Below are 14,465 nucleotides of genomic sequence, written 5' to 3'. Positions count from 1 at the left end.
CTCTGTACCTATTGCTAATGGGCTTGCTCCTGTTCGGGGGGAATACCAAAGGGGACCGACGCCGGCGGCGTGGATGGGCGATAGCGGCGAGCGCGCTGTTCGCCTTTTTCACCGCCTGGATGTGCCGTAACCGCCAGTTCTCCCACATAGACGATTACTTGGCTGGCCGAGCATAGGTGGCTGCCGGATATCGGCCTGCAACCTGGCCGGCCGCTACTCTCGGAATATATTGGAGAAAGAGCAATGGGATTCCGCTTCAGCAAACGGATCACGATTGTCCCAGGTGTTCGCCTGAACATCAGTGGATCAGGGATCAGCACTTCGGTGGGGCCGCGCGGGCTCAGCCTCACCATGGGGAAGAACGGCACTTATCTCAATGCCGGCCTTCCAGGCACAGGCCTTTCCTACCGGGAACGTCTAGACCGATCCGGCCGGCGGTCAGCACCTCGGCCTGTGCCTGAGGCCTCAGGCTATGACGGCCCCATCAAGGTGAAGGTCGATGAGGACGGCACGCTGATCATCACTGACCTCGACGACAACGCTCTGCCAGATCAGATCGTGAAGTTAGTGAAGTCTCAAAAGGCCGAGGACATCCAGGAGCTGCTCGAAAAAGCCGCTGCCAAGGTGAACCAGGCGCTCGAGGAGTGCCTCGGTGTCCATCTGGCGACCCCGCCGCCGGGATCACTCCCGGCGCTACCTCCTCCGTTTGATCAAGACGAACCCCGGCGGCCGGGGGCAGACACCCCGGGCCTTCTCGATAAGATGCTTCTCCGTGGCTTCAAAATGGAACGGGAAGCTCAGGCACTCGAGACGCAGTATCTGCAGGACCTGACGGAATGGCAGTCAGCGCGGGATGCTCACGAATCGGCGCGCGCGGAGATTGAGAAGGCAATCCGCCTGGCAGGAAAAGGTTTCAGCGCCCACATGGAGCGCGCACTCGACTACGTGCTCTCCGGCATCGCCTGGCCGAAGGAGACCTTTCTCGAGTACCAGTTTTCCCATGACGTGACCGGCATTGCGCTGGACATTGACCTTCCGGATGAAGGTGACGTGCCTAGCAGAACAGCCGAAGCGCGTGGCAACGGGAAGCTGACCTTCAAAAACCGATCGGAGGCCCAGACACGTCGGGACTTCGTGTCGCTCTGTAATGGCACCATCTTCCGGGTCGTGGGGGAGGTGTTCGCATTACTTCCTTGCATCCAGAACTGCCTGGCTTCGGGCTACATCCAGCGGAACAACACAGCGACAGGTCGGATCGAGGACCAATACATCATCTCGGCTCTTGTAACTCGTGACCAATGGGAGGCATTGGATCACTCGCGGCTGGATAGCATCGACCCGGGCGCAGCTCTGAAGTCCTTCGGAGCAGTGGTGAGCCTTGATCGATCCTCTCGATTCAAAGAGATCGAGCCTTTGGACATTACGTGTCTCGGGTGAAGCGCCTTCAAACCAAACCGGCTTTTCAGAGAGGCTAGTTTGTCCAATCGGAATAGCTCCCGCATGTGGGCCACGTTCATTGGGTTTTTCCTGCTTGCCACTGCCGTGACAGGTTGCCAGAGCAGGAAGGAGTACCAATTGTTCTGCGACCCCAATACGCCAAGGCTGCAATGCACCGCTGCAGTCTCGGATCACAAATGCCAGCAGGCCGCTGCGCTCGTGCAGCGATGTGCTTGGTTCGTGAGGAACCAGGTAAACCGCGACGCCCCTGGCTCTGCGATGAGGGACTTGCCACCGCAATATCAGAACCTAACCTTCCAGCCGCGAGCGATAGGTATGCTGCAGAGTGGGACTGTCATCTACCTAGATGCGAGCACCACTGCAGGCTTCCTCAACACCGTGACGTTCGCGGAAAAGCTCGTGGAAGAGCGAGTCAAGCGATACCGGATCGAATCCACCAGCTACTCGAGGACTGTCAGTAGCGGCTTGCAGACCTCGGACACAAAGGTCAGGCAGGCAATCGCGGAGATCGAGAAGCTGCAACCTGTGCTGCAGGAGGCCCATGCAATCGGGAGAGACGTACAGTCCGTCCTCGATACCCCAGCTTCTTTCGATTTCCGTGCGCACGCCCTGCGGGTTGTGAACGAAACCGCTCCATCCGACATTTATCTGCGCCAGGCCGCTGAACTCGCAATTCGGACCAATGCCTGGGGGCGTGAGCAGCCGGGTGAGCTGGTTCGGGAAGCAAATCGCAAGCTCGAAGATCTGCAACAGACCGTGGCCACACCTTTCACGCAGCAATTCGACTATCTCAAACAGCGGGCTGAAGTTGCCGGGAAGAAAGCCGCCCAGCGTCGTGCACGCTCATTGAGATATTCGGGCTCTGTCGGTGGCGGAAAGAGTTATGGGGGTGCGTGCTCGTGCGCCGGCGGGAACGTCTGCTATGGGCCCCGCGGTGGGAGATATTGCATCACCTCTGGCGGGAACAAGCGCTACGGCATCTGAGGGTAACCGAACCGATGGCGAGTGGACTCGCCATCGGAGCAGTTTGATCAGTTGATGATGCCCTTGGCTTTGGCTTCCTTGAGCCAGCTCGGGAACTCCTCCATGAGCTGGTCATAGAGCTGCTCCTCGGTTACTTGGTGCAGGTCATCCAGGGCGAAGAATCCACAGTTGTCTACGAGCCTGCCCTTCATGTCATCGAGCTTCTCAAGAATGCCGTAGCCCCGCCCTCCAAGACCGACGAACTGCCAGTAGAGGGGAAGCTTTGCGGCGTCGGTCATGAGCTGGGTGATTTTCCTGTTTTCGTGGACGCCACCGTCGCTAATGAAGAGGACATAGACGGGAGAACGGTCACCGCAGTTGAGGTAATAGCTAATCACCTGCTCCATAACCTTGGGCTCGTCGTTGATCCGGCTACCCAAGTCCCAGTCACGCCAGCCGTAGTTGTCGGTGTTTATGAAGTCCTTGAAGTTGGCCAGCGTGATTGCAGAGAGCTTTTGCGGCTTCGCACCAAATGCCCAGCAGTCAATCGAGCCGTCGTCATCGAAGTGGACCGCGAGCGGCAACAGCCGGTTGACCACCTCCTGAACCCGACCCTTGGAATACTGGCTGTTCATGGAGCCGGACGCATCAAGCACCAGGGCAACGCGGGCCTTCACGTGTGTGAGATTCGCTTTCTCGAGGCTGATCTGTGCCTTCTTGGCAAGGCTCACCAGTTGCGGTGCTGCGGCCGCCACCTTCTTCTCCAGCGAGATTGTCGCTTGGACTGGAGCTGGCGCAGGATCATCAAAAACCTCGCCGCCGAAATGCTTAACGAGGGCTGCGAGGCCTTCATTGAAGCCTTGCAGGTTCGAGGCAAGACGCCACTGGCCATCCTTTCGGTAGACGTCCGCGACCATGATGGCTTTCTCGCCGGCAAACGTGTTGCCGCTGAAAGGGCAGGTAGCAACTGTCTGGCCGGCCGCATCCTTGACTATAAAGGAGCTGGTCTGGATGTCCCGCATCGCCCCGGCCCCGTCGATGGCTGCTGTGAACACCAAGCGATCGATCGATGGGGGCAGACCAGCTAGGTCCATGCTGAACTCGCTGGAACCTATTTGCTTCACACTGTTGCATGGGGAGCTGGGCTGATTGAAGAAAATCATGTAGCTGTCATTCGACAGCTTCCCATCCGCATCCAGACCAAAGCATGCCATGTCGATGGTGTGGGGCGACTGGATTTGAATCGAGAGTGATAGTGCCTGGCCTTGAATGAGGTTCGACAACGGTATCCGTTGTCCTTGGCTAATCTGCATGAAGTGCTTCCTTGAGTGATCGATCATGCGCTAGGTGCTGGTCAGGAAGGCACCGTGCCTTCACCGAATTGGTGGCTTGGCTGGGGAACAAACCAGGCGGGATGTTCAGTTTTGTCGCTAGGAGAGCCTGCCAAGGCAGCGATGACAGCCCTATCCTGTCCACAGCTGAAGGTACAACGAAAGGAGTTTGGCCTGGGATAGTCATCTGGAATCAATCAGTAATCCGATTGGGAATTCCATAACCGAAATCCCAGTTCGACCTTGGCTTGAACGGGGCAACTGGGCCGATAAGTTCAATCCATGCCGGTAGGCTTCGTTCTAGGGGCGAATTTCTGGCGTCAAAGAGGTAGCCTGATCGTGAGGAGGGTGGCAAAATGCCATTGAATCCCATTAGCTCCTTCTGGACTGAAGGCGTTGCAGCCATGGGTTCCGTTCTCTGACAAGGACCCGTTGGATGCTCCTCGTTGCTCTCGTTGTACTCAACGCGGTCTGCCTAATTTGCGGTCTCTTGTTCAACGCCGAGCTGTTGAACTTGGCCGGGGCGGACATCCCCCTCAAACAGATCCAAACTCTCGAGATTTATGGCCAGATTCTGGCATCGGCTAGCGTGTGCCTCCTTGCCTGGCGGGTTTGCATTTGGGCACATCGTAGATGGGGGGGAGTGAAGTACATCGGACTCAGTATTGCGCTGAGCACGGCTGTTGCCGCCCCCATCACCTGGTGGGTTCAAGGCGAGGTTCCAGATCTGATTGCAGAGAAGTTCCCGGCCAGTCTCCGTGTCTACAGCCTCTACGCCTATGTCACTAAAAAAGGACTTCTCTACGACTCTTTGCAGATACCAGGCGTGCCGTATCAGGAGTATCGAGAGAGCGGCGAAGGTAAGGCTTTCATAGCCAACCTTGGGGTCCTAATGAGCGTTCAGGGCTCGTATGTCGAGCAGATTGACAAGAACTTTCAAGGCTTTGCAGCAGCAGTATTCAGGGGCTACACCCGTCGGAATGCTGATGCACTCTATGAGCGCCTCCAGGAGGAGGTCGTTCCATCGGCGGAGGGCATCATCCGGACGTACGCCAAGCTTGAGGCGTTCCGTGCGACCGGCGTTCCTGGAAACGAATGGAAGCCCATCGCGTGGCCAAGGCAGGGCGAGCGATTGGGATACGAGCCATCGATCGACGAATACGCCAGATCCATCAAGCCTGGCCTCCGCAGCCGACCAGCCATCGCAAACACCAATGAAGTCTGCTACATGGCCCAGCAAGCTCTGGGCCCGGTGTACGTGAAAGGGATGGATGTACTGTCCACCCGCAAGCAATTCGATAAGTACCTGCCAGGCATTGCCAGCAACATGGCCTTCGATGTCGCCCACACCGATATCAGAGGGGAGCAAGGGCTGAGTGTGTTGAAGAACATGTGGTTCGTGCCTTGGTCTCTGCTCAGTGGCCTTTTCATGGGGGCGCTCAACCTAGTCGGCCTGATCCTTTCGGCAGTGGAGCAGCGGGGGTTCATTCAGGGGCGTCGGCGCATTGTCCGTCTCAGTGCAATCGCAGTGATCGTCGTCATCCCGTTAGTTGCCGGCAACGCAATCATCCAATCGGCAGGCTACCGGACATCATTCCGGAGCATCGAAAAAGGACCAACGATCATGGCCGGTGTTTTCCACTGGGCAATGTCTGCGGAAGCCATGCTCTACAACCTGACCAAACCTCTGCTGAAGGCTGAGTGAGTATCAACAAAAGGGAGTGATTCACAGTGCGTAAGAAGTTCGTCGCCTCAATCCTGGCAGTTTCCATTGCAGCCACCTCCGGTTGTGCGCAGTTGGGTATCAACAAGCAGCAGGCCGGCACCGTAATCGGTGGGATTGCCGGTCTGGCAATCGGAGCCACCATGGGCAAGGGCAATGGCCAGATCGCGGCCGCTTTGATTGCTGCCGGCATCGGCGGTTACATCGGTAACCGTATCGGCCAAATGCTGGATGAGAAGGACCAGCAGGCGCTGGCGCTGCGCACCCAGGAAGTACTGAGTCAACCCGCAACTGGTTCGGCTCAGCCGGTGACTTGGAAATCCGAGCATTCTGGCGCATCTGCCCAGATCACTCAGGGCCAGGAATACACCAAGACCAAGACGGTTGAGGTGAAGCGTGCGCCGAAGATCCAGGCCGTGCCATCGATGAAGTTGATCAACGAACCCTACGTCACGCAGTCCAGCCTGAATGTTCGTGTTGCGCCCAACCTGAAGGCAGACAAAGTGGGCGGTTTGCCGACCAATACCGAATTCACTGCTGTCGGATCCACCGGCGACTGGATTCTGGTTGGTCGTAAAGGTGTGACTGTCGGTTACGTGCACAAGGACTATGTGGTACCGAAGGCTCAGGTCGTAGTGAAGAGCGCCGCCCCGGCAGTGAACCTTGACGAGATGAACGTCGCAGCCAGTAAAGATACCCAGGCCTTCGACCTCGACTCCATACAGTCCTTGCCGACCGAACAGGTTGCGGCCGAAACCGCATGCCGACCGGTAACCGTGAGCCTCAAATCGGCCGACGGCCAGGCTGAGCAGCAGGAGAACACGTTCTGCAAGCAGGCCAACGGCACCTGGGAACTGATCTAAGGACAACCATGAAGAAGCGCGCACTCGCGCTGGCAGTTGTCGGAGCTTGCGGCCTCGCGCCGCAAGTGTTCGCACACGAGCTGGCCTACTCGAAGAAAGACCACATCAAGGTCGAAGTACCTGGCGAAGCCGCAACCTGGTGCAAGCCGGAAGTCGAGCTAACGATTCGCCGCCCCGTTTGGGATAATCAGGTACTGCTGACCGGGCTAGTCGCCAAATTGCCTATGGTACTCGGGAAGGATTGCCCGGCAGCCAAGGTGACCTGGAAGGCGGTAGATGCCACTGGCAACCTCTACGCCAGCGGGGCTGGGACCGCAGCCAATCTTGGCATAGTCACACTCGCATCTGCTCAAAGCACTGCTCAGGCACTGGCGCCGAATACGGTATCGGAGGCTCCTGCTCCGGTTGCTACGCCTCCTGCAGCCCAGCCGGTCACGCCCCCCGCGGCAGCTACCACTACCCTTGCCCCTACAACCGAGACCGCCCCGTCTGCGGTTCAACCGGCTGTTGTGGAGTCTGTTGTTCAGCAGGAACCATCGAGTTCTCCACGGCCGGCAATCGCCCCTGCGGAATCTCAGCTTCAACCTGCGCCTCAGGAACCGGCCCCCGTCCCGGCAGCCCCCACTGCGGTAGCAGAGGCGCCGACGCCTGACTTCGGCAGGTCTCTGGTAACCGGGCACAACCAACTCACCGCGATCGCGGACGGGGCTGGTTGCAAATGGATGATTAGCAAATCCACCTATGACCAAAGCGACGGTAGTCTGGCATTCGGGTCGACACCGGCTATGCCTTGCCCCGCATCAGGCTTTGCGGAAGGCTCATTCGAAAAGCTGTCGTGGAAGGTTCCGAACACCTACCGCGGCGACAATTGGAACCGAGTCTATGTCCATCCAAGTGGTCTGATGTTCAACAAAGGACTGGAGGATGCAGTGAAAGGCAAAGCCTTGTCTTTCCTCAGTCCCAAGGCTGACCAGGCCCTGTTCCTCTTGGGCGAAGTCGCCAGCCGACAGATGAAGGTTTACCTGGCTTTCCAGCGCCCCACTTATCGAGTCCTCGGGCCATTCAACGGTGATCCCTACTACGTGGTGACCACCGCCGATGAGTCCTTCGCGCTGGACGCAGCCGAATACAAGCGTGCAGCCCTGGAAGTCTTCCAACTGATCAAGACCACGTCTCCCACAACGGTTGATGTGGCGAACTTCTATGTCGCGAAGAACCTGGATGCCCTATACCCCGTAAACGGCTGGGGAGACGATAAGGAGAAGATCGTCCGTAACCGCCTCGGGGAGAACCGCGGCCAGTTCTACTTCGATGTCCAGGAGGGTTCCAACTGGGCAATGCAACGTGAACAGCAGCGTGTTCGGGAAGAGCGCCGCCGGCAAGAGCAGTTGGCAGTTATCCATACTCGCGTGCTGGAGCGTTACGAGCAGATCAAAGCTGGCATGAAGGACTTCGAAGGTCGAGAAACTGAGGCCTTGGCGCAGATGGCTGGGATCAAAGTTCGCTTCAATTCGCCGCTCTCCCTGCAAGATCCAAACACTTCCAAGCGCGTCAATCCCATGATGGTCCACGTGACCGGTAAGAGAGGCGACTACTACGAGATCGATTTCCCGAGTAAAGGTCGCCTAGCGGCCGATCAGGAGTTCGCAAACGAGTGGTACGTCGTGCAGGTGGCCAACATGACGCCGTATCTCCCCCTGGAGGATGGGCGGGCAGTACCGACGTTCAGGGCATACGCCGTTGGCGAGCTGGAGGCGTGCAAACAGGAACACTGCGCAGACAAAGTGTCCTTCGGGGCTGTCCTCGCACGGGAATTCCCTGACGCAGGAATCGACTTCAGCTGGACCCCTGAGGTGTCCCAGCAGTTCGTGAACACCTGGAACAACGCTTCCGCACAAATCCAGTAAGGCATCGCGATGATCAAATCAATGAACAAGCAGCAGGTGCTGATCGCCGCTGTCGCAGTAGCCGTAGTGGTGATTGGCGTCGCAACTACCATGCTCTCCAGCTCGGGCAAGAAAAGCGCCCTGACGTATTACGACGACTTCAAGGAGCGGTTTTTCCTTCAGGACGTCCTCTCTGAGGGTGATATTTCCTATTCGGTGTTCTCGGGCAACCTGACCGTCGAGACTCCCGAAATTCGCCTGGTGGCAGCCCAAACCAACGGCGCTGAGCAATTTCTGCGCAGCCTAAATGGTTTATTCGAGTCCGCCCGTGGCTCGTCCAGCGAAGAAGGCCTGGCCGGCTGGGCCAAGTACCAGATCCAGTCCACCACTGGCCGGGACGCGGCCGGCGTATACCTCAAAGCTGACACGCTGAAAATTAGCCATTCTGGTGACAGTAAGGATGGTGAGATTCATATACAGCTGCTGGGCATGGATATGGCCAACCCCTACATCTCCCGGAAGGGTTCTGATGTGGTCTTGGTCTCCGACGTGAGTGATGAGATCCAGCCGCGTTCGGAAATCGGTCAGTACGGCGAGGTGGTCAAGTCTTCTTACTCCTGGGGCTCCAACATGGCCATGCGGCAGCCGGCGGCTGGCGCTTTCTTGGTCGGAGCCACCGGTGAGTTCGGAACCAAGGTGGACCTGGACTTCTCCATCAAGCGGTCGGACGACGGAGAAGGTTCGATGATGTTCGTGGTCACCCACCGGAATGACGGCAGCCAAGTTGGCCAAATCGTCCGGGAGGCGGAATTCGCCTCGCTTCCTGAACTCGATGATGTGCAAGAGGTGCTGAAGAACTCCCTCAGCGGCTTCATTGTGGGGGCATACAGCTCGGTGACTGGGCAGGCTGTGCTTGCGGACGCTGTTAGTGGGTTCGCTCGAAAGGCCAAAGTCGACGGCTACTCATTGACCTACAAGGGTTTCGACCCGCTGAAGGACAGCTACACCGCGTTCCAGAGCAGCGTCGGGAATGCAAAATTCGGGGCCTTCTGCCAGGAAATGGGGCTGTCGACTTGGCAAAGCGATTTTGGGGTGAAAGCCAAAGACCACAGCGACTCGGAGTGCGCAATCGCCGAGAAGCTCGTTACGGATGGCAAGTTCGAGGAAGCCTACAAGTTCCGTGAGGACAAGTCGCTGTTCGCCGCACTGTTTGTTAGCAAGGGATTCGAACTTGAAACTAACTGACTTGGTCTAGCTGGCGGCCCGCTGGACCGGGCTGCTCCAAGCTAACTTTGGCTCCACAAAAAAGGATGTAGAACATGAAGCAACTCAAATGGACTCTGGCGGCCCTATGCGTATCTCTGCTTGCTGGCTGCGGGTCGAGTGAGGATAAGGCTGAGAAATTGGTCGACTCCATGGGGCTGGATCAGCAGTACAAGATGATCGTGGAGCTCTCGACTGCCGGCTACGCCACTCAGTATCCAGGTGTGGATCGGAAAAAGATCAAGGCTGTCATCGAGGACAACTTGTCCCGGGACACCTTGAGGGATGCGATGGTCGAGGTCTACGCGAATCACTTCGACGAGGACGAATTGGACTTGATCATTCAGGCCAATAAGCAACCTGAGCGCGCGATGGCCATCATCTTGGGTTCCAAAGATGGTCAGGCGTTGGCTAGAAAGACCGTGGAAGTGCAGAAGGACCTCATGGCTGATATGCAGGATGCCATGTCTGAAAGTGAAGAGGACATCGTCGACGCACTGGATGAGCTTCAAGAGGAAGCCAGAGGTTAATCCAACCGCGTGTACCCCAGAAGGCCCGGATTCCGGGCCTTTTGCCTTGTTGTGAAGGACACTGCGCTTGATGACAATGCATCAGTCGAAGCGCTCAAGACACTATCGTCTACAACGGGCAGTGCTCCCGATAGCTTGTGGCCTGGTGGACTCGCTCAACCCCGGTACACTGATCCGAAATAACACCACAGGCCTCCGGCAATGTTCGATCTCGACCACCCCCTTGCGCAGGAAATCGCCGATCGCGCGATGGCCATTCTTCCTCGCAACGTGAATGTGATGGACAGCCAGGGCTTGATCATTGGGACCGGGGAGCCTGATCGACTCTATACCCGGCACGAAGGGGCTCAACTGGTTCTTGCCAACAGCAGGGCAGTCGAGATCGACAGCGCGGCCGCTAGCGCGCTCAGGGGGGGTCAGGAGGGAGTGAACCTGCCTCTCTACCTGGATGACCAGGTGATCGGCGTAGTAGGCGTCTCGGGTGATCCTGAGGAGGTGCGTGCGTTTGCCCAGATGGTGAGAATGACCGCTGAAATGCTGGTAGCTCAACGGAACGACCAACACCATCGCCTTTGGCTTCAAGAGCGTCGGGAAGAAGTCCTGACCTCGATCCTCATTTCTGGCCAGTCAGTTCAACGGGCCATCGTTGAAGCCCAGCGATTGGGGCTGAAACCTGATCTTCACCGTACGCCGGTTTTCCTCGAAGTGGACAATCCGGAAGAACTCGAGCGAGTTAAACAATGGCTCGAACGGCAAGTGGCCGATGCCTGGTGTATCGCCCTGCAAGGGGCAGGTCTCGTTTGGTGCACTCCACGCTCAGTTACACCGGATTTTCTTGAGCAGTTGGGTCGAGCAGGAAGGAAGATTGCCCGGGTTGCGATCGGGACCCCAGATATTTCAGCCAGTGCCCTGCACTCCGAAGTTCAGCAACTCGTTGACCTGGTTGCATACGCGCAGGCAAAGCTTCTCGAGTCTCAGTGGCTGCCGCTGGCCGCTCACAGGATTCCGGTTGCGGTGTGGCGCTATCGCGCAGAGGCTGGATTCCAGGAATTGGCCAAGCCCTACCTGGCCCTGAAACTCGAAGACGCAAATGGTCTGCTGCGTAAGACATTGAATAGCTGGTTCGAGCATGGGGCCGATGGCCAAGCCTGTGCAGATGCGCTGAACATTCACCGGAATAGCCTTCGCTACCGGCTCGAGCGAATTACTGATATCACGGGAACTGACCTTGCTTCACCCAAGGGAAGTTCCGAGCTCTACCTGGCCATGGTCCTGTCGGCGGAGTAAGGCGTCGGCACGGGGCCTGGCGACCCATTGTGGGTTTGCACAAAAGCCTTGCCGAAAGTTTTTACCCCACACATACCTAACCTGCGAGCCTGCAGGAACAATCTCCTCAACTACAAAGGGTATGAAGCCTGAGGAGACTTGCATGAAAGTCGTGATCGCACCTGATTCCTTCAAAGAAAGCCTGTCGGCAGAGCTTGTGGCAGAAGCCATTGCCCAGGGCGTCCGCGACGTTGTTCCCGAAGCCGAAATCGTGTGCGTGCCCATGGCTGATGGAGGGGAGGGTACTGTCGACGCCGTATTGGCAGCGACCGGGGGAGAGCGGCGGATCAGCATTGTGCGTGGCCCTATGGGAGATGAGGTCAAAGCACCTTGGGGCTGGCTCCCTGAGTCCAATACCGCGGTGATTGAAATGGCGGCTGCCAGCGGTCTCCATCTGGTACCCGTGACTGAACGTGATGCGACCCGAGCCTCCACCTACGGTACAGGCCAACTGGTGCTGCAGGCCTTGGATGCAGGCGCGCAGCGAATCATCATGGGGTTTGGGGGAAGCGCAACTAATGATGGCGGGACCGGAATGCTACGAGCGCTCGGTGCCAGGTTTCTGGACGCGGCCGGGTTGGAGATCGAGGAGGGTGGTTTGGCGCTCCGCTCGCTTCAACAAATCGACCTGAGTGGCATGGACGAAAGGCTACAAGAAGTCCGCTTTGATGTTGCCTGTGACGTCAACAACCCCCTGACCGGGACCAACGGGGCCTCCCATGTCTTTGGCCCACAGAAGGGCGCATCTCCCAAACAAGTCCTCGCCTTGGACGAGGCGCTAGGTGCTTACGCCGACGTTGTCGCAGAGCTGCTCGGGCAGGACGTTCGTGATTTCCCGGGCGCTGGTGCTGCAGGTGGAATCGGCTTCGCAGCCAAGGCCTTCCTCCTTGCTGAGTTCCGGCCCGGTGTCCAACTGGTCGCAGATCTATCTGGGTTAAGCCAGGCCGTTCAGGGAGCAGACCTGGTGATAACTGGCGAGGGGAAACTGGATGAACAGACCTTGTACGGAAAGACACCTGCTGGCGTGGCAGCAGTCGCATCCGCCGCCGGCGTGCCCACTGTAGCGATCGCCGGCACGCTGGGAGACGGATATCAACGGCTGCGCGACATTGGGATTACTGCAGCCTTTTCCATCACCTCCGGCCCGATGACACTGGAAACTGCATGCGCAGAGGCGGCAAATCTGCTTCGGGACCGAGCTTCAGATGTGATGCAGGTCTGGTGCGTTGCAAGGACCGGGGATTGCTGAGTTAAGCCATCATCCTTCACCTGCCAGACACCACGGCAGAGGGTGTAGTGTTGTGGAGTTCTACCACATGGGCAGACAACTCAGCGTCGCCATGGACCGTTACACTTCGCCCACGAGATTCAGCCCCGAAAGGGTGGAAAGATGGATCCCGTGTCTTGCAGCCCAGGCGTAGAGCGCCGGCAAATCAACCATGGAATAGGCGATCAGAATTGAGTCAGTCCCTGAAACCCGGCGAGAACTCGTCCCTCGGCCTCCCCAAAGGCCAGGTTTTGGTAACGCATTCCGCAGGCACCAACCTCGACGTAAATCTGACGGCATTCCTCGTCACCGACACAGGTAAGGTGATCAATGACAGCGGAATGGTCTTCTTCAATGCGCCGGAGCACGCATCCGGCGCTGCAGCATTCTCCGCTCCCATTACTCAGGTCGGCACGGTCAGCCACAGTATCACCTTCGACTTGAGCCGCCTCCCTCCCTTGATCACCAAGATTGCCATCGCCTTGACCCAAGACGGAAGTGCTGTTGGTTTCGCCGAAGTGCGCGACCTTCGCGCCCGCGTAATCGCCGGCGAACAGGTTTTGGACCTCGCGCCGGAGGCGTTTGATCGAGAAACGGGCATCATCGTGCTCGAACTCTATGTACGTAACAGCCAGGCGAAAGCGCGCTCTGTCTGGCAGGGTTTCGCCTCGGGCCTTGTGGGGCTCTGCAGCATGTACGGAGTAGAAGTTGAGGACGAACCTCAGCCGGCCCCAGGCGCAGTAGTTCCACCTCCGAAGCCGGTCAACATCACCAAATCGGTGATCACCCTGGACAAGCCCGGTAGCACGCATAAGGTTTCCTTGGAGAAGGGGGCCTCTGCGCCGAAGACCATCAAGGTTAGTGCGACGTGGGTGGACAATGGAGATGGCCGGGACAATGACGATCTTGACCTTCGAATCGGCATCCTCCGACCTGATGGCCTTATGTCCATCATCCAGGCACCTGACAAGCGAGGAGCATTCGAAGCTGATCCCTTCGTGTTCCACACCGGCGACGTTGTAAGTGCTAGTGCCTCGGCCCCAGGCATCGAGACTGTGGAAATCAACCCGACTATTTCCCATCGCATGGGAGGTAAGGTGGCTCTGGTTTGCAGCGTCTACTCAGCGGTCGACAATGGAGCCGTTTCGGTCGCTTCTTTGAAGCCTAAGATGCGGATGGAATACGGCGACCAAGTTGTAGAGTGCGCCTTCGAGTTCAAAAGCGGGTTCTTCAGCAGTCTGGTGTATACCTACGTCCTGGGGACGGTCGAGATCGACGGCGATGAAATTCGCATCAGTCCGAGTGGTGTAACGTCTAAAACTGGTTCCGAGGCCACACCCTGGCTTACTCGAAAAGACGATAGGGTGGAGCTAACGATGGATGGCCCAAGCGTCTTCAAAGGCCGACCGCTTGGGAGGAAGGGAAGCAAGCAGTACGTGTAAGTGCTTTGCCCTGCGCTTTAAGGGGGAAAGCGCAGGGCTTCCTGTTGAAGGGGGGCCAGTCGCTATGCTTCGGGCGCTTCAATCCAGTTTTCCTTTGGTCAAGGTTTGAAGTATTAGCTTCGGGTCTTGGCGAGGCAAAGATTGCGAGAGTCCTTATCTTTGATGCTGTAGCAAGTTGATCTGTTTCCCTTGGTTTCAGCGAGGCAAAGTTTCTTTTGATCGGTATCGCGGATGCTGTAACAGGTCGAGGCATTGCCTTTTGTGATAGCCAAGCAGTAATTCTTTGCGTCTCGATCCTGTATGCGGTAGCAGTCTCCGGAGCCAGCGAATGCTGCGAACGGAACAGCTGTCATTAGAAAAATAAGCCTTCACATATATTAACTCCTTTTCATTAGGGATGGTCTGAAAAAGAC

The 14,465-nt window shown here is 57.5% G+C and carries 11 protein-coding genes; 10 read left to right on the top strand and 1 reads right to left on the bottom strand.

Annotation, left to right across the window (positions count from 1 at the left end; all coding sequences use genetic code 11):
* Window positions 1-243: 243 nt before the first annotated feature.
* Both A7D27_RS25875 and A7D27_RS28875 read left to right on the top strand, forming a co-directional pair.
* Window positions 244-1,437, top strand: a complete 1,194-nt coding sequence (locus tag A7D27_RS25875) for a DUF4236 domain-containing protein (RefSeq protein ID WP_083265793.1) — start codon at window positions 244-246, stop codon at window positions 1,435-1,437.
* 63 nt (window positions 1,438-1,500) lie between these two features.
* A complete protein-coding gene (locus A7D27_RS28875) occupies window positions 1,501-2,442 on the top strand; it encodes a hypothetical protein (protein WP_069566555.1) in 942 nt (313 codons plus the stop codon).
* 47 nt (window positions 2,443-2,489) lie between these two features.
* Here the strand turns inward: A7D27_RS28875 and A7D27_RS25865 are convergent, their stop codons facing one another.
* The gene (locus tag A7D27_RS25865; protein WP_069566554.1) at window positions 2,490-3,734 is read right to left on the bottom strand and encodes a VWA domain-containing protein; all 1,245 of its coding nucleotides are present in this window, start codon (window positions 3,732-3,734) and stop codon (window positions 2,490-2,492) included.
* A gap of 454 nt (window positions 3,735-4,188) precedes the next feature.
* Here A7D27_RS25865 and A7D27_RS25860 point away from each other — a divergent pair, with 454 nt between their 5' ends.
* From A7D27_RS25860 to A7D27_RS25825, 8 genes are all read left to right on the top strand, one after another.
* Complete coding sequence (locus A7D27_RS25860) at window positions 4,189-5,457, top strand: hypothetical protein (RefSeq protein WP_069566553.1); 1,269 nt, start codon at window positions 4,189-4,191, stop codon at window positions 5,455-5,457.
* A 26-nt stretch (window positions 5,458-5,483) separates the two neighbouring features.
* Entirely contained in the window at window positions 5,484-6,338 is an 855-nt protein-coding gene (locus A7D27_RS25855; protein WP_069566552.1) for an SH3 domain-containing protein, read from the top strand.
* An 8-nt stretch (window positions 6,339-6,346) separates the two neighbouring features.
* Window positions 6,347-8,245: a hypothetical protein gene (locus A7D27_RS25850; RefSeq protein WP_069566551.1), complete on the top strand. Its 1,899-nt coding sequence runs from the start codon at window positions 6,347-6,349 to the stop codon at window positions 8,243-8,245.
* Window positions 8,246-8,254: 9 nt separating this feature from the next.
* Window positions 8,255-9,469, top strand: a complete 1,215-nt coding sequence (locus tag A7D27_RS25845; RefSeq protein ID WP_069566550.1) for a hypothetical protein — start codon at window positions 8,255-8,257, stop codon at window positions 9,467-9,469.
* A gap of 74 nt (window positions 9,470-9,543) precedes the next feature.
* Window positions 9,544-10,017, top strand: a complete 474-nt coding sequence (locus A7D27_RS25840; protein WP_069566549.1) for a DUF2059 domain-containing protein — start codon at window positions 9,544-9,546, stop codon at window positions 10,015-10,017.
* A 201-nt stretch (window positions 10,018-10,218) separates the two neighbouring features.
* Window positions 10,219-11,304: a sugar diacid recognition domain-containing protein gene (locus A7D27_RS25835; RefSeq protein WP_069566548.1), complete on the top strand. Its 1,086-nt coding sequence runs from the start codon at window positions 10,219-10,221 to the stop codon at window positions 11,302-11,304.
* 142 nt (window positions 11,305-11,446) lie between these two features.
* A complete protein-coding gene (locus A7D27_RS25830; protein ID WP_069566547.1) occupies window positions 11,447-12,592 on the top strand; it encodes a glycerate kinase in 1,146 nt (381 codons plus the stop codon).
* 209 nt (window positions 12,593-12,801) lie between these two features.
* Window positions 12,802-14,052 (top strand): TerD family protein, encoded by a 1,251-nt coding sequence (locus tag A7D27_RS25825; protein ID WP_069566546.1) that lies wholly within the window; start codon window positions 12,802-12,804, stop codon window positions 14,050-14,052.
* Window positions 14,053-14,465 lie beyond the last annotated feature (413 nt).

Origin of the sequence: Pseudomonas sp. 1D4, from assembly GCF_001728925.1 — a bacterium.
Lineage (GTDB): Bacteria > Pseudomonadota > Gammaproteobacteria > Pseudomonadales > Pseudomonadaceae > Metapseudomonas > Metapseudomonas otitidis.
The sequence above is the reverse complement of the archived record's forward strand: the minus strand, read 5'-3'. Positions and strand labels throughout refer to the sequence as shown.

What these genes read in the sequence shown, in the direction of transcription:
- A7D27_RS25860 (WP_069566553.1), top strand. Translation starts at nt 4,189, where the DNA reads ATGCTCCTCGTTGCTCTCGTTGTACTCAACGCGGTCTGCCTAATTTGC.
- A7D27_RS25850 (WP_069566551.1), top strand. Translation starts at nt 6,347, where the DNA reads ATGAAGAAGCGCGCACTCGCGCTGGCAGTTGTCGGAGCTTGCGGCCTC.
- A7D27_RS25830 (WP_069566547.1), top strand. Translation starts at nt 11,447, where the DNA reads ATGAAAGTCGTGATCGCACCTGATTCCTTCAAAGAAAGCCTGTCGGCA.
- A7D27_RS25840 (WP_069566549.1), top strand. Translation starts at nt 9,544, where the DNA reads ATGAAGCAACTCAAATGGACTCTGGCGGCCCTATGCGTATCTCTGCTT.
- A7D27_RS25875 (WP_083265793.1), top strand. Translation starts at nt 244, where the DNA reads ATGGGATTCCGCTTCAGCAAACGGATCACGATTGTCCCAGGTGTTCGC.
- A7D27_RS25845 (WP_069566550.1), top strand. Translation starts at nt 8,255, where the DNA reads ATGATCAAATCAATGAACAAGCAGCAGGTGCTGATCGCCGCTGTCGCA.
- A7D27_RS28875 (WP_069566555.1), top strand. Translation starts at nt 1,501, where the DNA reads ATGTGGGCCACGTTCATTGGGTTTTTCCTGCTTGCCACTGCCGTGACA.
- A7D27_RS25865 (WP_069566554.1), bottom strand. Translation starts at nt 3,734, where the DNA reads ATGCAGATTAGCCAAGGACAACGGATACCGTTGTCGAACCTCATTCAA.
- A7D27_RS25835 (WP_069566548.1), top strand. Translation starts at nt 10,219, where the DNA reads ATGTTCGATCTCGACCACCCCCTTGCGCAGGAAATCGCCGATCGCGCG.